Source organism: Pseudomonas sp. B611, assembly GCF_055407965.1.
Window position 1 is genome coordinate 21,204 of the sequence record NZ_JBUZST010000009.1, and the last position, 18,608, is coordinate 39,811.

The 18,608-nt window shown below is 62.8% G+C and carries 18 protein-coding genes; 13 read left to right on the forward strand and 5 right to left on the reverse strand.

Features of this window, described 5'->3' with window-relative positions:
* Positions 1–52: 52 nt before the first annotated feature.
* Positions 53–982, reverse strand: a complete 930-nt coding sequence (locus ACZRMO_RS19100; protein ID WP_463973863.1) for a DMT family transporter — start codon at positions 980–982, stop codon at positions 53–55.
* Between the two features lie 92 nt (positions 983–1,074).
* Here ACZRMO_RS19100 and ACZRMO_RS19105 point away from each other — a divergent pair, with 92 nt between their 5' ends.
* The 12 genes from ACZRMO_RS19105 (at position 1,075) to ACZRMO_RS19160 (ending at position 12,591) form a co-directional block, all read left to right on the forward strand.
* Complete coding sequence (locus tag ACZRMO_RS19105) at positions 1,075–1,638, forward strand: helix-turn-helix domain-containing protein (RefSeq protein WP_463973864.1); 564 nt, start codon at positions 1,075–1,077, stop codon at positions 1,636–1,638.
* 158 nt (positions 1,639–1,796) lie between these two features.
* Positions 1,797–2,147, forward strand: a complete 351-nt coding sequence (locus tag ACZRMO_RS19110) for a hypothetical protein (RefSeq protein ID WP_463973865.1) — start codon at positions 1,797–1,799, stop codon at positions 2,145–2,147.
* 195 nt (positions 2,148–2,342) lie between these two features.
* Positions 2,343–3,539, forward strand: a complete 1,197-nt coding sequence (locus tag ACZRMO_RS19115; RefSeq protein WP_463973866.1) for an SfnB family sulfur acquisition oxidoreductase — start codon at positions 2,343–2,345, stop codon at positions 3,537–3,539.
* 11 nt (positions 3,540–3,550) lie between these two features.
* Complete coding sequence (locus tag ACZRMO_RS19120) at positions 3,551–3,889, forward strand: acyl-CoA dehydrogenase (protein WP_463973867.1); 339 nt, start codon at positions 3,551–3,553, stop codon at positions 3,887–3,889.
* A complete protein-coding gene (locus ACZRMO_RS19125; protein ID WP_463973868.1) occupies positions 3,889–5,268 on the forward strand; it encodes an LLM class flavin-dependent oxidoreductase in 1,380 nt (459 codons plus the stop codon). The genes ACZRMO_RS19120 and ACZRMO_RS19125 overlap by 1 nt, the downstream gene beginning before the upstream one ends.
* Positions 5,269–5,451: 183 nt before the next feature.
* Positions 5,452–6,351, forward strand: a complete 900-nt coding sequence (locus tag ACZRMO_RS19130) for an acyl-CoA synthetase family protein (RefSeq protein ID WP_463973869.1) — start codon at positions 5,452–5,454, stop codon at positions 6,349–6,351.
* Complete coding sequence (locus ACZRMO_RS19135; protein WP_463973870.1) at positions 6,348–7,118, forward strand: ABC transporter ATP-binding protein; 771 nt, start codon at positions 6,348–6,350, stop codon at positions 7,116–7,118. Before ACZRMO_RS19130 ends, ACZRMO_RS19135 begins: the two co-directional genes overlap by 4 nt.
* Complete coding sequence (locus tag ACZRMO_RS19140) at positions 7,118–7,999, forward strand: branched-chain amino acid ABC transporter permease (RefSeq protein ID WP_017734173.1); 882 nt, start codon at positions 7,118–7,120, stop codon at positions 7,997–7,999. Before ACZRMO_RS19135 ends, ACZRMO_RS19140 begins: the two co-directional genes overlap by 1 nt.
* 4 nt (positions 8,000–8,003) lie before the next feature.
* Complete coding sequence (locus ACZRMO_RS19145) at positions 8,004–9,053, forward strand: branched-chain amino acid ABC transporter permease (protein ID WP_463973871.1); 1,050 nt, start codon at positions 8,004–8,006, stop codon at positions 9,051–9,053.
* A 19-nt stretch (positions 9,054–9,072) separates the two neighbouring features.
* Complete coding sequence (locus ACZRMO_RS19150; protein ID WP_448187107.1) at positions 9,073–10,413, forward strand: ABC transporter substrate-binding protein; 1,341 nt, start codon at positions 9,073–9,075, stop codon at positions 10,411–10,413.
* A gap of 3 nt (positions 10,414–10,416) precedes the next feature.
* Positions 10,417–11,184, forward strand: a complete 768-nt coding sequence (locus ACZRMO_RS19155; protein WP_463973872.1) for an ABC transporter ATP-binding protein — start codon at positions 10,417–10,419, stop codon at positions 11,182–11,184.
* Positions 11,185–11,196: 12 nt separating this feature from the next.
* Positions 11,197–12,591: an FAD/NAD(P)-binding protein gene (locus tag ACZRMO_RS19160; RefSeq protein ID WP_463973873.1), complete on the forward strand. Its 1,395-nt coding sequence runs from the start codon at positions 11,197–11,199 to the stop codon at positions 12,589–12,591.
* A 135-nt stretch (positions 12,592–12,726) separates the two neighbouring features.
* On the opposite strand, the gene ACZRMO_RS19165 is transcribed toward ACZRMO_RS19160, so the two are convergent.
* The 4 genes from ACZRMO_RS19165 to ACZRMO_RS19180 are packed head-to-tail and all read right to left on the reverse strand — an operon-like array spanning position 12,727 to position 17,314.
* A complete protein-coding gene (locus tag ACZRMO_RS19165; RefSeq protein ID WP_463973874.1) occupies positions 12,727–13,965 on the reverse strand; it encodes an efflux RND transporter periplasmic adaptor subunit in 1,239 nt (412 codons plus the stop codon).
* A complete protein-coding gene (locus ACZRMO_RS19170; protein ID WP_463973875.1) occupies positions 13,955–15,418 on the reverse strand; it encodes a TolC family protein in 1,464 nt (487 codons plus the stop codon). Before ACZRMO_RS19170 ends, ACZRMO_RS19165 begins: the two co-directional genes overlap by 11 nt.
* Positions 15,411–16,610 (reverse strand): ABC transporter permease, encoded by a 1,200-nt coding sequence (locus ACZRMO_RS19175; RefSeq protein WP_463973876.1) that lies wholly within the window; start codon positions 16,608–16,610, stop codon positions 15,411–15,413. Before ACZRMO_RS19175 ends, ACZRMO_RS19170 begins: the two co-directional genes overlap by 8 nt.
* Positions 16,607–17,314 carry an ABC transporter ATP-binding protein gene (locus tag ACZRMO_RS19180; protein WP_463973877.1) on the reverse strand — a complete coding sequence of 236 codons (708 nt, stop codon included), beginning with the start codon at positions 17,312–17,314 and terminating at the stop codon, positions 16,607–16,609. The genes ACZRMO_RS19175 and ACZRMO_RS19180 overlap by 4 nt, the downstream gene beginning before the upstream one ends.
* Positions 17,315–17,672: 358 nt before the next feature.
* On the opposite strand from ACZRMO_RS19180, the gene ACZRMO_RS19185 reads away from it, so the two are divergent.
* Complete coding sequence (locus tag ACZRMO_RS19185; protein ID WP_448187100.1) at positions 17,673–18,431, forward strand: TetR/AcrR family transcriptional regulator; 759 nt, start codon at positions 17,673–17,675, stop codon at positions 18,429–18,431.
* The last annotated feature ends 177 nt before the right edge of the window (positions 18,432–18,608 follow it).

The window sequence follows — 18,608 nt, forward strand, 5'->3', positions numbered from 1 at the left end:
GATCCACCGCTTTCGCGAGCAAGCCCGCTCCCACACTTGACCGAGTCGAGGCTTACCCCTGTCGTTCCTGCTCGAGCTCATCTTCCAACGGCAACGCCTTCTGCCCCTTGGTCTTCATCTCACTGACAATCACCGCCGCCACAATCAACGCCGCCCCCAGCATCGCAATCGGCGGGAAACGCTCCCCGGCAATCCGCCCCACCACCCCGGCCCACACCGGCTCGCCGGCATAGATCAACGTGGCCCGCGTCGGTGAAACACTCTGCTGCGCCCAGTTCATCGCGACCTGGATCACCGCGCTGGTCAAGCCCAGGCCCACCGCACTGAACAGCAGCAACCATGAGAAGCCTGGCAATGCTTCGCCCATTGGCACCACCATCATGAACGACAGCACCGACGCGGTGGCCAACTGCACCACGGTGACCCGGCGTACATCCACTTGCCCGGCATAGGCACCGATTAAGATGATCTCGGCCGCTATGGCGATCGCACCAATCAATGTGGCGATCTCACCCGGGCTGAAATTCAACGAAGCCCCCGCCGGCCCGGTCAGCAACATCAATCCGGCAAACGCGAGCATGATGCCAATGCTCGGCATCAACCCCGGACGGCGCCCCAACACCAGCCATTGCAGCAGCGGCACGAAGGGCACATACAGCGCAGTGATAAACGCCGATTGGCTGCTCAGGATCGTCTGCAAGCCAATGGTCTGCAAGCCGTAGCCAAACATGATCGCCACGCCGATAAACACCCCGGCCTTGAACTCGAACAGCGTCAGGTCGCGCAGGGTGCGCAGGGAAAAGAAGCCGACCACAATCGCCGCCGCAGCAAAACGCAGGCCCACGAAAAACATCGGCCCGCTGACGGTCATGGCGTGCTGCACCAGCAAAAAGGTGCCGCCCCAGATCATGGTGATCACCACCAGGATGCATTCGGCTTTGCTGAAACGGTTGAAACGCGAGGGGGATTTGGCGGCAGTCATGGCGGCTCGGTCTTGCAAGGGAAAGGCACGGACCGCACAATGCGCCGCACGCTGGGCAGTATACTGCGCACACCCACCCATTGAGCAATATAGTGCACAAAGAAAATCCGCAACGGGCCTCGGTCCTGCAGCACGTCAGCCAGAACGTTCGTCGCCTGCGCCATGCCGCCGACTTGAGCCAGACCGCGCTCTCGGAAAAGTCCGGGGTCAGCCGGCGCATGCTGGTGGCCATCGAAGCGGGGGAGAAAAACGTCAGCCTGTCCACCCTCGACCGCGTCGCCGAAGCCTTGGACGTCGCGTTCAGCGACCTGATCCAGGCGCCGGATGTGCGCGATCACAGCCGCATCAACGAGCTTGCCTGGGCCGGCGAGCTCGACGGCAGCAAGGCGGTGTTGCTGGCCAAAGCCACGGCACGGCGGGAAGTGGAGCTGTGGGAGTGGCGCCTTGAGCCCGGTGATCGGTACTGCCCGGACCCCGACCTTGAGGGCTGGAGCGAGCAGCTGTTCGTCTTTGAGGGTTGTTTGACCCTGGTGTTGGCAGGTGAAGACAAGACAATCGGTACTGGCGAGTTTTTCATGTTCGCCAGTCATCAGCCTCACACCTATCGCAATGATGGGAGTATCGCCGTAAAGTTTGTGCGGAATGTCGTTATTTAGTTTGTCAACTGTCAAGTTTTACAGGTTACGTCGGCGCTTTTTTTTGATTATGGTGAGTTTGCTCGAGTAAGTAGGTTGTCTCCTATTTACTGTGCATTGGCTTGTTGGTGTTGCATCAATGAGTTAATTATCAATAATCCACTCAAGGATATATGGATATGAATGGAGTACTGGTTTTTTGCGGCGATTTTCTCGTCGCCCCAAGTATTGTTCCTTCGGAAGATGGAGTGATCTCCCGTTCGCAGACGTCAGGTAATAGAGGGACGTTTGTTCTTCCTATTTACAAAGATATTGAACTGGGTGATAAATACTACCTATTTGTAGATGCTTTTGGTGGTCAGTGGAGTTGGTCTACCTATGGCACTATCGACTCTACAACAGAAGTCGTTACTCGTGCTTTGTATGATGCCCTCTTTGTGGGAGCTACCCGTGCGACGGCATACTATACGATTGAGAAACAAGGCGGGGAGATACGCTCGCATCAGGCTGTATACAGCGTCGTCGATTAATTGCTGTGTTATAGGTGAAGGATGTTGCTTTTGGTAAGCAACTGTTGGTGGAGCAACAGTGGTCCAGCAATATGTTGGTTTGTTCCATCTTTTTCTTCCTGAATCTTATGCAACTGGCCTGTTTTATCAGAGGTCAGCTTCGGGCATGACTCCTGCAGTAGCTTCCGTATCTTATTCGGAGCCTGGAGTCGGCCCATGTCTGCCCACCCTTTACACCCTGCCCATATCATCCGCTCGGACGCGGAGGCCATCGAAGTCGCCACACGCCTGGCCGCCCGCTTTGCCGTCGAGGCCAGTGAGCGCGACCGCGAGCGGCGCTTGCCTATTGCCGAGCTCGACGAGTTTTCCGCGAGTGGCCTGTGGGGCATCACCATTCCCAAGGCTTACGGCGGCGCCGAGGTGTCCTATGTGACCGTGGCCGAGGTGATCAAGTTGATCTCCGCCGCCGACCCGTCCCTGGGGCAGATTCCGCAGAACCACCTGGGCGTCGTAGACATCCTGTTGCAAACCGCGACCGAAGAGCAAAAACGTCACTACTTCGGCAAGGTCCTGGCCGGCTACCGCTTCGGCAATGCCTTCTCCGAAGCCAAGAGCAAGAACGCCGGCACCTTCGACACGCAGATCCGCTTCCACGGCGACACCGCGCAAATCAACGGCGAGAAGTTCTACTGCACCGGTGCGCTGTTCGCCCATATCGTGCCCACCGTCGGCAACAACGAAAAGGATCAGGCCTTTATCGCGTTCATCGAGCGCGATGCCCAAGGCCTGAGCGTGGTCGACAGCTGGGACGGTTTCGGCCAGCGCACTACCGCCAGCGGCGGCGTGACCCTCGATGGCGTCAGCGTGCCGCGCAGTGCCGTGATTCCGGCCCACCTGGCCTTCGATCAACCCACCGCCAACGGCCCGATTTCACAGATCATTCAGGCGGCGGTTGACACCGGCATCGCCCTCGGCGCCCTGGAACACGCGAAAATCTACGCCCGCCAAGCGCGTCCGTGGATCGACAGCCAGCAGGAGCACGGCTGGCAAGACCCGTTCACCATCGCCGCCATTGGCGACCTGGAATGGCGTGTGCACGGCACCGAAGCCATCCTCGCCAAAGCGGGTCAAGCCGTGGACCGCGCCCTCGCCGAACCGAGCGAAGACACAGTGGCCCACGCCTCACTGGTGGTCGCCCAGGCCAAAGTGCTGTCCGCCGAAACCGCCTTGCTCGCCAGCAGCAAACTCTTCGAACTGGCCGGCACCCGCTCGGTCACCGGCAAACACAACCTCGACCGCTTCTGGCGTAACGCGCGCACCCACACCCTGCACGACCCGGCCCGCTGGAAATACCACCTGATCGGCAACTTCGTGCTCAACGGCGTGAAGCCCGCGCGCCACGCCTGGAACTGAGGAGCTGACCCATGACCGTACTGAGCCACGTTTTAAATCAGGCGCGCCAACTGCTGGACAGCACCCGCCGCCACGTTGAAACCAGCACCGACCCCTACGTGATCAGCCGCTTCGGCGACTTGCAGATCCGCGTCGACGTCGCCGCGGCCTTGCTGGAACGCGCCCAAACCCATCCCAGCCCAGTGGCCGCCACCGAAGCGCAGATCGCCGCCGCCGAAGCCTTGATCGCCGCGAGCAACGCCGAGTTTGAACTGACCGGCCATCGCACCGGGCTGCCCTCGACCCTGGATGATCCGCTGCGCGCCAAATACCAGATCGTCGGCAACTACCACCTCAACGGAGTGCTTTGATGGCCCGTGAAATCCGCTTGAATGCCTTCGACATGAACTGCGTCGGCCACCAATCCCCAGGCCTGTGGGCACACCCGCGTGACCGTTCGTGGCAGTACAAGGACCTGGAATACTGGACCGACCTGGCCAGGATCCTCGAGCGCGGCAAGTTCGACGGCCTGTTTATCGCCGACGTGCTGGGCATCTACGACGTGTACAACGGCAACGGCGACGCGGCGATTCGCCAGGCCACCCAAGTGCCGGTCAACGACCCGTTGTCGCTGATCGCGCCGATGGCGTTGGTCACCGAGCACCTGGGGTTTGGCCTGACGGCCTCGCTGTCGTTTGAGCACCCGTATCCGTTTGCCCGCCGCCTATCGACCCTGGATCACCTGACCAAGGGCCGTATCGGCTGGAATATCGTCACCTCCTACCTGGAGAGCGGCGCGAAGAACCTCGGCCAGAAAGCCCAGACCGAACACGACGCGCGCTACGACTACGCCGAAGAATACCTGCAGGTTTGCTACAAACTCTGGGAAGGCAGTTGGGAGGAGGGTGCCGTACTGCGTGACCGTGAACGCCGCATCTTCAGCGACCCGAGCAAAATCCATGAGATCCGTCACGTCGGTAAGCACTTCCAGGTGCCCGGTATTCATCTGTGCGAGCCGTCACCTCAGCGCACGCCAGTGCTGTACCAGGCGGGCGCATCCAGCCGTGGCAAGCAGTTCGCCGCCGAGCAGGCCGAATGCGTGTTTGTCGCTGCACCGTCCAAGGTGCTGCTGAAAAAAACCGTCGCCGACATCCGCCGCCGTGCGGCCGAGGCCGGACGCGATCCGAAGAAGATCCTGATCTTCAACTTGCAAACGGTGATCGTCGGCGAGACAGACGCGAAGGCCAAGGCCAAGTTTGATGAGTACAAATCCTACGTCAGCTACGAAGGCGCGATGGCGCTGATCTCCGGCTGGACCGGTATTGATTTCAGCCAGTTCAAGCCGGATGAACCGCTCAAGCATGTGCACACCAATGCGATTCAGTCGGCGGTGGAAGCGTTTTCCACGGCGGATCCGAACAAGGTGTGGACACCCAATGAACTGGCCGACTGGGTGGGTATTGGTGGCTTTGGCCCGCTGTTCGTCGGCGGCCCTGAGACCGTGGCGGACCTGTTGCAGGAGTGGGTCGAAGAGACTGATGTAGACGGCTTCAACCTGGCGTATGCACTGACCCACGAGACCTTTATCGACGCGGTGGAATTGCTGGTGCCGGAGTTGCAGAAGCGCGGGGTGTACAAGACCGAGTATGCCCAGGGTACGTTGCGCGAGAAGTTGTTTGGCGACGGGGCGCGGTTGGGCGCCAATCACCCCGGCGCCAGCTACCGCGACCTCAAAGCCACCACCCTCTAACAGACACACTTCGATCCCTGTGGGAGCTGGCTTGCCTGCGATAGCGGTGGGTCAGCTACAAATGCATCGACTGACAGCCTGCAATCGCAGGCAAGCCAGCTCCCACATTTGATCTTCATTGTTTGATCTATTTCGGCCAGCGGACCACCGCACGCTTAATCACCTAATAGGAGCATTACCCCTATGAGCGTGCACGAACTAAAACGCCCGCAGGCCGTGGAATGGCCTGCCGAACAGCTCGGCAACCTGCCCAAGGCCCTCGAGCAACTGCACCACTGGGCGCAGATCACCCCGCTGCACACCGCCCTGCGCCACAAGCGCCAGGGCCAGTGGTATGCGTGGCGCTGGATCGACGCCTTGCGTGACGTCGAACGCCTGGCCGATGGTTTGCGCCAGCAGGGCTTCAGCCAGCAGTCGCGCTTGGCCTTGAGCGGTGCGTTTGAGCCGAACCTGTTGCTGTTGGCCCTGGCCGCCGAAGCCGTCGGCGGGCAGGTACTGACCCTGGCCGATGACCTCGAGCCGGAGGCGGTGCAGCAGCAACTGTGGCGTATCCGCCCCAGCCATTCTTATGTGCAAGGCCGTCAGCAACGGCACTGGGCGTCCGCCAATCCGCTGGATTTCGCCCAGCTGCTAGGCCCGGTCGATCCCGCGCAACACCTCGCACGCTGGTGGCAACCGGCCGGCGAAACCGCCTTATGGAGCGAAGAGGGCACCCACTGGCAGGGCGGCCTGGCGGTATTGCTGGAGCAATGGCTCAACACCGGTCACGGCCTGGCTTTCCCGGAAAGCCTGGCCTCGGCGTCGCGGGATCGCCGCGAAGTCGCGCCCACCGGCTTGCTGTTGTCTGCCGAACGCCTGCAACACCTGGCCGATGAAATCGAAAGCCGCCTCGCCCCCCACGGTACCTGGCGCCGACGCCTGTGCGACTGGGCCATCGCCCACCCGCAAAGCGGCCTGCGGCGCGTGCTGAAAAACCGCGTACGCAAACTGCTCGGCTTCCAACGCCTGGCCTATATCTGGCAACCCCTCAAAGCCACGTCATCACCGGTGTGGCTGGCCGAATTCAAACGGGACATCGCATGAGCCAAGCCATTCTCCAGGTGCGGGATATCTCGCTGTCGTTCAAGGGGGTCAAGGCGATCAATGCCTTGTCCTTCGACGTGGCGCGCGGCGAGATCTGCGCGCTGATCGGGCCCAACGGCGCGGGCAAGAGTTCGTTGCTCAATGTGCTCAACGGCGTGTACCGCTTCGACGCCGGCGAGATCGTCTTCGAAGACCAACACTTTCACCGCATCGACCCGCTGGGCGCGGCGCGTCGGGGCATCGGCCGCACGTTCCAGAACAACGCGCTGTTCAAGAAAATGAGCGTGCTCGACAACATCCTCACCGGCCTGTCGCGGCATCAGCGCAGTACGTTTATCGAACAAGCCCTCGGCTTGCCCCGCGCGCGCCTTGAGGCCGACGCCTTTCGCGTGCGCGCCCAGGGCATTCTCGAATTCCTGGAGCTGCAAGCGCACCGCGATGTGCTGGTGGGCAACCTGTCCTACGGCCTGCAAAAACGCGTGGAGTTGGGCCGCGCCTTGATCGCCGGGCCCAGCCTGCTGCTGCTGGATGAGCCCATGGCCGGGATGAACGCCGAGGAAAAACAGGAAATGGCGCGCTTCGTCGCCGACGTCAACCGCGACCTGGGCACCACCGTGGTGTTGATCGAACACGATATCGGCGTGGTGATGGGCCTGTCCCACCATGTGGTGGTGCTCGACTACGGACGCAAGGTCGGCGACGGCACGCCTGCCGAAGTGCAAGCCAATCCCGACGTGATCGCGGCGTACCTGGGAGTGGCGCACTGATGACCTTCTTCTTCGAAACCCTGCTCGGTGGCCTGCTCGCCGGCACCATGTATTCGCTAGTCGCCATCGGCTTTGTGCTGATCTACAAGGCCAGCGGCGTGTTCAATTTTGCCCAGGGCGCGATGCTGCTGTTCGCCGCGCTGACCTTTGTCAGCCTGCACGACCAAGGCGTGCCGTTTGCCCTGGCGTTGTTGTTGACGGTACTGGTGATGATCGTCGGCGCGCTACTGATCGAACGCCTGGTGCTGCGACCGTTGGTGAACCGTTCGCAGATCACCTTGTTCATGGCCACGCTGGGCCTGTCCTTCATTATCGAAGGCCTCGCCCAAGGCTTGATGGGCTCGCAGGTGCGCGCGTTGGATTTGGGTATCGACGACGTGCCGCTGTTTGTCGGCCCGCTGATGCTCAGCCAGTTCGACCTGATCGCCGCCGCCGCCGCGGTGGTGCTGGTAACGGTGCTGGCGCTGCTGTTCAACAAGACCCGCATCGGTGTGTCGCTGCGGGCGGTGGCGGATGACACCACGGCGGCGCTGTCCATCGGCATCAACCTCAACCGCATCTGGCAGATCGTCTGGGCGGTGGCCGGGATTGTCGGGTTGGTCGCCGGGCTGCTGTGGGGCGCGCGCCAGGGCGTGCAGTTCTCGCTGTCGCTGGTGGTGCTCAAAGCCTTGCCGGTGCTGATCATCGGCGGCTTTACCTCGATTGGCGGGGCGATTGTCGGCGGGCTGATTGTCGGCGCGGCGGAGAACCTTGCCGAGGTGTATATCGGCCCGCTGATCGGCGGCGGCATCACGCCGTGGTTCGCCTACGTATTGGCCTTGGCCTTCCTGTATATCCGTCCCGCCGGCCTGTTCGGCGAGCGCGCCATCGAGCGAGTCTGAAACCATGTCGATTCCTGTTGCGCAAGAAACCGCGCCCTTGTTGTTGATCCAGCGGCGTATCCCGTGGGGCCTGCTGGGCCTGTTGGCGCTGGGGTTTATCGTGGTGCCGCTGTGGGGCAATGACTATTGGCTGAACGCGATTTTGATCCCGTTCCTGGTGCTGTCCCTGGCCGGGCTCGGTTTGAACCTGTTGACCGGCTACACCGGGCAAACCTCGGTGGGCGCGGCCGGGTTCATGGCCGTCGGCGCGTTTGCCACCTATGGGTTTTTGCTGCGCCTGCCGGAGCTGGGCTTGCCGGTGGCACTGCTGGGTGGCGGGATTATCAGCGCGCTGGTCGGGCTGCTGTTCGGCTTGCCCAGTTCGCGGATCAAAGGTTTTTACCTGATGGTCACCACGCTGGCTGCGCAGTTTTTCCTGGAGTGGTTGTTCGTCAAATTCCCCTGGTTCTACAACTACGGTTCCTCCGGGACCATCTCTGCGCCGAAGCTTTCGCTGTTCGGCCATGACCTCAACACGCCGCTGGGCCGCTACCTGCTGACGCTGGTCACGGTGCTGCTGCTGACCTGGACCGCGATCAACCTGGTGCGCAGCCAGGTCGGGCGCAACTGGATGGCGATCCGCGACATGGACACCGCCGCCGCCGTGGTCGGCATCCCGGTGGTGCGCTACAAGCGCCTGGCGTTTGCGGTCAGCTCGTTCTACCTGGGGATAGCCGGAGCGTTGTGGGCCTTTGCCTACCTGGGCACGGCCAGCGCCAGCAGCTTTGATATCAATCGCTCATTCCAGATCCTGTTCATCATCATTATCGGTGGCATGGGCAGCATCGCCGGCAACTTTGTCGGCGCGGCGTTTATCAGTTTGCTGCCGATTTTCCTCAGCCATGCCGGGCAGGCGCTGTTCGGCGGCTCGGTGGATGCGGGGCAGTTGCAGAACCTGCAGAAAATCATCTTTGGCGTGTTGATCATCGTGTTCCTGATCAAGGAACCCGAGGGCTTGATCCGCTTGTTGCACAACCTGCGTGACCGTGTGCGGCAGTGGCCGCTGCGTTTCTAACTTCCCAAGAGAATCTTCCATGCGTGCATCCTTGAAACGTTCCCTGGTCGGCGCTGCGTTTGCGCTGGCCACCCTGGCCGGCGCTGTGCCTCAGGCAATCGCCTCGCCGGACCAACAATTCATTCCCCTGGCCACCTACCGCGTCGGCGCCTACGCCTCCAGCGGTGTGCAGGTGTGGGCCGGGATGATCGACTACCTGCGTTATATCAACGAGGTCGAAGGCGGTATCAACGGCGTCAAATTGGTCTGGCAGGAGTGCGAGACCGAGTGGACGGCGGAGAAGGGCATCGAGTGCTACGAGCGCTTCAAGAATGGCCTGGACGGCGCGCCGGTCGCGGTGTACCAGCCCAACGGCGCACCGGCGGCGTATGCCCTGAGCGAGCGCGCGGAAGTGGACAAGATCCCGCTGATCACCCTCGGTTACGGGCGCACCGAAGCCACCGACGGCACGGTGTTCCCGTACAACTTCCCGGTGATGCTGACCTTCTATAGTGAGGCCTCGACCCTGGTGAACTACATCGCCCAGCGTGAGGGCGGGTTCGACAAGCTCAAGGGCAAGAAGATTGCCACGGTCTACCACGACTCGGCCTACGGTCGCGAAACCCTCGGCCCGCTGAAGTTGCTGGCGGAAAAATACGGCTTTGAAAATATCCAGATCCCGGTAGCCGATCCGGGCAACGAGCAATCGGCACAATGGCGCCAGGTGCGCCAGGCCAACCCGGACTGGGTGTTCCTGCGCACCTGGGGCGTATCGACGCCGGTGGCGGTGAAGACCGCCGCGCGCTTTGGCTTCCCGGTGGACCATATCATCGGCGACATCTGGGCCAGCTCCAGCGAAGACGTATTGCCCGCCGGTGCTGCCGCCAAAGGCTACCTGGCGCTGACGCCATACCCGGCCGGCGCCGATTTCGAGATCCATAAACGTCTCAAGCAATACATCCTCGACAAGGGCCACAGCGACCTCAAGGACCTGAAAAACTTCGGCAGCGTCTACTACAACTCCGGCCTGGTGAACGCCGCCGTGGCGGTGGAAGCGATCCGCACCGGCCAGGCCAAGTTCGGCAAACGCCCACTCAATGGCGAAGAAGGCCGCTGGGGCCTGGAACACCTGAACATCGACGACGCGCGCCTCAAGGACATGGGTTACCTGGGCCTGATGCAAAACCTCAAGCTGTCGTGCCGTGACCACGAAGGCGGCGGCTCGGCGCGCGTTCAGCAATGGGACGGCGCCAACTGGACGCTGGTCAGCGAGTGGATTCCTGCCGACCGCGCGCTGTTGCGCCCGCTGATCGATGAAAAGTCCGCGGCCTTCGCCAAGGAAAAAGGCCTGACGCCGCGTACCTGCACCGGGGATGAATAAACCATGAGCCAGCCCGCCGCTGAATCCGCCAGCCCGTCGTTGCTGACGGTCAACGATATCGAAGTGATCTACGACGGTGCGATCCTGGCGGTGGCCGGGGTTTCGTTGCAGGTGCCCAAGGGTGCCATCGTCGCCTTGCTCGGCGCCAATGGCGCCGGCAAGAGCACTACGCTCAAGGCGATCTCCGGGCTGGTGCGCGCCGAGCGGGCCGAGGTCAGCCGTGGCCGGATCGAGTACGGCGGGCGTGACCTGGCCGGGATCGACCCCAGCCAGCGCGTGCGCCAGGGCATGGTCCACGTGCTGGAAGGCCGCCATGTGTTTGGCCAACTGACGGTGGAAGACAACCTGCGCAGCGGCGGCTTTGTGCGGCGCCTGAGCCGCAAGGACATGGAGCAGGACCTGGAGCGAGTCTACAGCTGGTTCCCCCGGCTGAAGACCAAGCGCCACACCCGCGCCGGGCTGACGTCGGGCGGCGAGCAGCAAATGGTCGCCATTGGCCGCGCACTGATGACTCGTCCTACTTTGGTACTGCTTGATGAGCCGTCGATGGGTTTGGCGCCTATGATCGTGCAGGAGATCTTTGCGATCATCGCCCAGCTCAACCGCGAACAGCAGGTGAGCTTCCTGATCGCCGAGCAGAACATCAACGTCGCGCTGACCTATGCGTCCCACGGCTACGTGCTGGATACTGGCCGCGTGGCCTTGAGTGGCAGCGCCGCCGAGCTGTTGGCGCGGGGCGATTTGCATGACATTTATCTGGGTAAACAGTAAAGGCGAACAGGCATGACTGAATCCATCCGCAACGCTGATGTCCTGATCATCGGCGGCGGGCTAAGCGGCACGATGCTCGCGGTGCAGCTGCTGCGGTTGCCGGGCCAGCGGCAGATCCTGGTGATCGAACCGCGCGCCGAGCTTGGCCGTGGCGAGGCCTATAGCGCGGTTGAGCTGGGCCACACGTTGAACGGCAACGCCGCCCGCATGAGCGTCGACCCGGACAACGCCGACGACCTGACCCAATGGCTCACCGCCTACATCGGCGCCGGCGGCTGGCCGGAGTCGGACCAGCAACACGTGCCGATCAGCGAACTGTTCCCGCCGCGCGGGATTTTTGGCCTGTATGCGCAGCAGCGACTGGCCGAGGCCAAGGCGTTGTCGGCGTCCACGGTCGAGCATGTGCGCGGCGAAGGGGTGGATCTGCAAGTGGAGGACGACGGCGCGTTGTTGACCCTCGCTGATGGCCAACAACTGCGCGGCGCCTTTGCGGTATTGGCCACCGGCATGTTCCCGGCGGCGCGCACGCCGCAGACCGAGTCCAGTGGCTTGAATGCAGCGGCGGTCGATCCCTGGGACGTGCAGACCATGACGCAGATTGACCCGCAGGCCACGGTGCTGATCATCGGTTCCGGGCTGACCATGGTCGATGCCGTGGTCTCGCTGGAACAGGCCGGCCATCGTGGGCCTATCGAGATTTTTTCACGCCATGGCTTGTTGCCCCATGTGCGTCGGCAGCCGCCGGGTTGGGTGGATTTTCTCGCCGAGGACCACAGCCTGCGCAGCCCTCGGCAACTGCTGCGCGAAGTGCGTCGCCAGTGCCGGCTGGCGCAGGCGCAGGGCATTGATTGGCAGGCGCCGCTGGACACCGTGCGCGCACATATCGGTCGGCTGTGGAGCCAGGCCAGCGAACGGGAGAAACGCCAGTTTGTAAGGCATGTGCGGCCCTGGTGGGAGAGCCATCACCACCGCTCACCGCCGTTGAGTGCGCAGTTGGTGGCGCGGTTGCATGAAGCAGGGCGGTTGCGCATTCGGGCGGCGTCGTTCAAAGGCTTGGAACCGTCGGTGGACGGCGTGAACATTCGCTTGCGTCATCGCGGCGAGCAGGCGATCACGCGGGTGTCGGGGGCTGCGCTGATCAACTCCAGCGGCATCGAATACGACTGGCGCCGTGTGGCTCGGCCATTGCCGCAGCAGTTGCTCAAGCGTGGGTTGATCCAGCCAGGGCCGTTGGCGTTGGGGATTGCCGCTGATGCCAGTGGGGCGGTGGTGGATGCGCAGGGGCGGGTCAGCCAGCGGTTGTATGCCATGGGCCCGCCGTTGCGGGGGCTTTGGTGGGAGAGTACGGCGGTCACCGATGTGGCGCTCCAGGCAAAAGCACTGGCCCTGAAGCTGGCAGAGATCTGAATGTGGAGTGGAGCTTGTGTGGGAGCGGGCTTGCTCGCGAATGCGGTGGATCAGTGAATATATCTTTGACTGACACACCGCATTCGCGAGCAAGCCCGCTCCCACACAAGCCCGATCCCACAGTTGGATTTGCATTTAATTTGAGATCTTCACGAAGCCAGGCTTGAGGCCAAACACCTCAACCCCCTGCGGTGTTGCTTGCCCTGTCGTGACCTTGACCCGCTCCACCGGTTTGTCCATCGCCTGCCGATACTCCACCTCGCCAGCGCTGATCGCTTGCGCCGGCACTACCATCGCCTGCGCATTGTTGTAGGTCACGATGGTCAACCGCGCACTCATCCCCAGCCGTACCCGCTGCAACTGCTGTGGCGTGAGTTGGGGAATCGACAGCGTCACTGGAAACTGTGCACTGCCCTGGCTGTCGCTGGTCATCGCCAAGCCGCTGACCACACTCACCGAACCGTTGAGCCGTTCGCCGTCAAAGCCGTCCCCCAGCACTTCCACCGCCTGGCCTTGATGCAGTCGGTTGATGTCCAGCTCCGAGACCTTGGTGACGATTTTCAGTCGCTCGATATTCGCCAGGCCAAACAGTACCTGGCCCTGGCTGACCTTGCTGCCCGCCTGCACCGGGGCGTTGCTGTTCGCGCTGGCTTGCGGGGTGTTGGCGCCGGGGGCCGGTACGACGATGCCGGAGAACGGTGCCTTGACCTCGCGGCCTTCCAGCAGTTGGCGCAGGGCGTCGTACTTGACCGTGGCGTTGGTCAGTTCCATCTCGGCGATCTGCCGGTATTCGCCCTGGCCTTGGGCGATGGCCTGTTGCAGTTCGCTGCGCGCCGAAGCGAGGTCCAGTTGCTGCTGTTGGGTCTGTTGCTTGAGGTCGTCCAATTCGTTGCGCGGGATGATGCCGCGCTGAAACAGGGTTTCGCTTTCGGTGAGCTTGCGCTGGGTGTTGCCAGCGCTCATCTCGGCGGTGCGCAGGCTGCGGCGGGCGCGGCTGACGGCGGGGCCGTTGGCCCAATCCTGCATCTCTTGCACGGTGCGCCGTGCCTTGAGCTGGGCGGAAAGGGCGTCGCGCAGTTGCACTTCCAGGGTGGCCGGGTCCATGCGCAACAGCACCTGGCCGGCCTCGACACGCTGGCCTTGCTCCACCAGGTTGGCCTGCACATTGCCGTCGAACGGTGCGGTGAGGGTGATGGTGGTGTCGGGCTCGATCTTGCCCACCAGACCGATCTGGTGCACCAGCGCGTCGGGCTGCACCGCCAGCCACTGTTCGGTAGCGGCGGGGCTTTGGGCCGGGCTGCGCAGGGCGAACCCGGCGACGGCCACCAGCAGGATCAACAGCGCACCGATCAGGCGTTTGCGATTAGTAGTCATTGAGGGCGATTTCCCAACTTTCCAGCGTCATGCCCAGGGTCAAGTCGAGCTGGGTCTGGGCGTTCAGATAAGCGATCAGCGCGTTGAGCTGGGCGTTTTCGGCGTTGCGCAAATCGCTCTCGAAACTCAGCACCTGGAAGTTGGTGGAGCGCCCGGCGCTGAGTTTTTCCCGTTCGATGTCGATCTTGCGTCGCGACAGTTCCACCGCGCGCTGGGAGATTTCATATTGGCGCCAGCGCGTGCCGAGGTCGCGCACCACATCGTTGACGTTGCGTTCCAGTTCCTGGCGCGCGTCGGTGATGCGGATCTCCTGGTCCTGCACATTCACCCGCGCGCGCACTTCGGCCTGGCGCGTGCTGATGTCGCCAATGGGGATCTGCACCTGCACGCCGGCGTAGCTGTTCCAGGTGCGGTTGTTGCCGCTGCCGTTGTCATTGTTGTAGGTGTCGCGCAGTTGGTTCGCGCCGGCCACCAGGTCCACTTGCCAGCGCCCGGAGTCCTTGGCGATCACCAGGTTGAGGTCGGCCTGCTGGCTGCCGAGCAGGGCGGCGAGGTATTCCGGTTGCTGGTTCTGCGCCAGGTTGAAGGCTTGGCGTTTGTCGATCTGCATGGGCTTGGCCTCCAGGGCTTCGGTGGCGCGAATCGGTGTGGCCAGGTCCAGGGCGAGCAGGCGCAGCAGGGCCAGGCGGCTGCTGTCGAGCTGGTTCTGGGCTTCTTCGACGCCCAGTTGTTGGGTGGCGATATCGGCTTCGGTCTGCACGATTTCAAACTCGGCCATGCGCCCGGCGGCGATCAGTGCCTTGTTCACCTCCAGCAAGGTGCCGGAGCGTTTCAGGGCGTCCTGCACGATGCTCAGTTGTTCCTGGGCGCGCAGCAGTTCGCGGTAGGTGGCGATGACCTGGCTGATGGTTTGCGCCACGGTGGCCTTGAGGTTGAGGCGGTTGGCCTGTTCCGCCAGGCGCGACAGGCGCAGCGGCGCGGTGGTGGCGTCCCAGCCGGCGCCGCGCATCAGCGGCTGGATGATCGCCAGGTCGAGGCCGTCGCTGCGGTAGCGGCCGGCACGGTCGGCGGTGTTCAGTTGTTGGGTCCAGCCCATGCTCAGGCGCGTGCCGTATTCGCTGAGCAAGCTGGTGGTCGGCGCCAGGTTGGCGTTGCGCGCGTTGTCGGCGCTGCCACGGGTGCCGCGGTAGTAGCTGTTGAGGGTGAGCTTGGGGTTGAACGTATCTTCGGCAACGCGCAGGTCGAACTTCTGCGCCACCCGTTGCAGGTACGCGCTGCGGATCGCCGGGTTGTTGCGCAGGCCCAGGTACACCGCGTCGCCGAGGGTCACACTAGTCACCTGGGCGTTCAGCGAGACACTGCGGCTGCTGCTGGGCGCCGAAGGGTTGATCACGATGTCGGCGGCCGCGCACGGCAGGCTCAGCAGCGCCAGGAACAGCAGGCCTTTATTCATCACGCAAGGCCTCCACCGGCTGCAACCGGGACGCCGAGACCGCTGGGTAGATGCCGAAGAACAGCCCCACCAGCAGCGTGCTGCCGACCCCGAGGGGCAGGGCGGCGACGGCGAGGGTGAACGCCCAGCCCGACAGCCAGGCATAGAGCCAGGCGGCGGTGATGCCGAGTACCGCGCCGCAGGCGGCACCGACGGCGGTGAGGGTCACGGCTTCCAGCAGGAACAGGTTGCGGATATCCCGCTGGCGCGCGCCGAGGGCCATGCGAATGCCGATCTCGCGGCGCCGCTCCGAGACGTTCATCAACATCACGTTCATCACGCCGACGCCGCCACCCACCAGGGAAATCGCGCCGAGGGCCAGCAGCAGGTAGGCGAAGGTGCGGCTTTGCCGGGTCATGCCGTCGATCATTTGCTGGGGCACCTGGATGTCCACGGTGTGGTCGGTGAGTTGGCGTTGCAGGACGGCGCTGGCGGCTTTGGCCATGGCCTCCATGTCCTGGCCGGGGGCGGCGCGGATCACCACATTGCCGATTTGCGGGTTGGCGTAGATGCGTTGCATGCCTGCGGCGGGAATAAACAACGATTCGTCGCTCTGCACCGGCATCAACAGCGCGCGGGGCTGGCTGTGCAGGATGCCGACGATGAGGAACAGATAGTCGTTGATGCGCAGCCGTTCCCCCAGTTTCAGCGGGTCGCCGGGTGTACTCAGGGTTTGGGCGAGTTGGCCGCCGATCACGGCGAAGGTTTCGTTGGCATCGAAGTCCGAGAGGAAGCGACCTTTGCGCAGGCTCAGGCGCATGGCGTCCTGGATGTCCGGCGTGCTGCCGACAAGGTTGGCGTTGGCGGTACGGCCATGGAACACCACGGGCCCGCTGAACAGGCTGAGCGCGCCGATATGGGCGATGCCCGGCACGGCCTGGCGCACGGCGTCGAGGTCCAGGTGCGTGCGCATGGGGCGGCTGCTGCCGACCTTGGCCGGGAACTGCGCGACCAGGGTGTCGGTGCCCATGTCCTTGAAGATCAACGCGGCGTCCACCGCCGCGTTGTGGCCGATGTTGATCAGCGCCACCACCGAGGAGCTGCCGATGACGATGCCCAGCAGCGCCAGCACCGAGCGTTTGCCGAGGGTGCGCAGGCTGACGAACGCTTCATGCAGCAGTTGGCTCAGGCTCTGCTCGACCCGCAGGCTCATGGGCGCGGGGCCTCTTGCACCACGCCGTTGCGCACGAGGATCTTGCGGTCCAGGCGCGCGGCGATCTGCGCATCGTGGGTGACGATGATCAGGGTCACGTGCTGTTCGCGGTTGAGGGCCAGGAGCAGGTCCATGATGTCCTGGGCGGTGCTGCTGTCGAGGTTGCCGGTGGGTTCGTCGGCGAGGATCACCGAGGGGTTGCCCACCAGCGCACGGGCAATGGCGACGCGTTGGCGCTGGCCGCCGGAGAGGTCGGCGGGGCGGTGGTGGGCGCGTTCGCCCAGGCCGACTTGTTCGAGCATGCGCTGGGCTTGCTCTACCGATTCATGGCGGGAGATGCCGCGATAACTGAGGGGCAGGGCGACGTTGTCCAGTGCACTGAGGCGCGGTAGCAGGTTGAAGCTCTGGAACACAAAGCCGATCTGCTGGTTGCGGATCGCCGCCAGCTCATCGGGGCTGGCGCTGAAGATATCGTGCCCCGCGAAGTGGTACTGGCCGCAGTTGGGCAAGTCCAGCAGGCCAAGGATATTGAGCAGGGTGCTTTTGCCGGAACCGGAGGCGCCGAGGATGCCGCAGCTGTCACCCCGGGCGATGGCCAGGCTGACGTCATTGAGAATGGACAGGTGTTGCCCGGCCAGCTGATAGCGCTTGCCGATGCCTTGCAGGGAGATCAAGCCTGGGTGCGCGGGGGTATCTGTCATCATGACTACGCCTTCAGTCTCGCCGCTGCCGTCATGCCCCCTGGTAAAGCCTTGTAACAAGTTCGGGAGCTGCCCGGTGCGCGTCACGGACTGGTTTTAGTTCTTGTTTTTAAAATATTGTTTGAATAGTAACTGCGTTCAACCTGCTCCGCCAGCCATCGATGTAGAGCGTTTTTACCCTTTGAAACGATTCATCTGAAGGGCATTCCGGGCCTGAAAAAAACCTCTGAGTAGCCGTCACAAGCCTATCCACAAGGGCTTTGCATGATATGGCGGTGTGTCACTACTTGCTTTCGGCCAGCGGCCCCGGTATAAAAAATCAAATTATTTTTTAAAACAATATTTCCGCCGTGGAACTCTTATGGTCGCGAAGAAACTCAGCGCTCCAAACGTTACCAAAACTCGATTGCTGGATGCGACTGAGGCCCTCTTCATCAAGTACGGATACGACGCGGTTTTGTTGCGGCAGATTACCGAGCGCGCCCAGGTCAACCTGGCGGCGGTGAACTACCACTTCGGGGACAAGGATTCCCTGATGAAAACCCTGCTGATGCAGCGCCTGGAACCGCTCAACGAGCAGCGCCTGGAATTGCTGGCGCGTTGTGAAGCCGAATCCGACGGCCCCCTCGACTGCGACACCTTGCTGGGCGTGCTGTTCGCCCCGGCCATGGGCCTGGAGCGCAGTGACCCGGCAAGCGCCAGCGGGGAAGGGCGTTCCTTCATCCGCTTTCTCGGCCGCGTCTACAGCGACACCTCGCCGTTCATCCAGGAATACCTCAAGGTGCATTACCAGCCGGTGTTCCAGCGCTTCTTCGAGGCCTTCGCCCTGGCCCTGCCGGACTTGCCGCGCAACGAACTGGGCGTACGCCTGCAGTTTGCCCTCAAGGCGATTTCCGGGGTGATGGCCGGTACCGAACTGCGCCTGCTGATGAACTCCATGAGCCTGGGCCGCCCGGCGACGGATGCCGAGGTGATGGCCAAGTTGATCACCCTGGTGTCGGCGGCGATTCGCGTGCCGCAGCAGAGCCCTGAGGCGGAAACCGCGTTGGCGCGGGTGCTGGATACCCAGCGCGCGATTCGTGAACAAGCCGCGGCGCCTGCCGCCAAGGCTTCGCGTTAAGGCAAATCCGAGGCAAAAAAAAGCCCGCTGGGGCGGCGGGCTTGATATGCAACATTTGTAACGGATGAGGCTTCACACTACGACTGTGGATGTGAATAAAACGTGAAAAATATGTAGGGAAAGATGTGAGCCCACACGGAAAACACCGATACCGCTTTCTCAAAGTGACCACGCAAT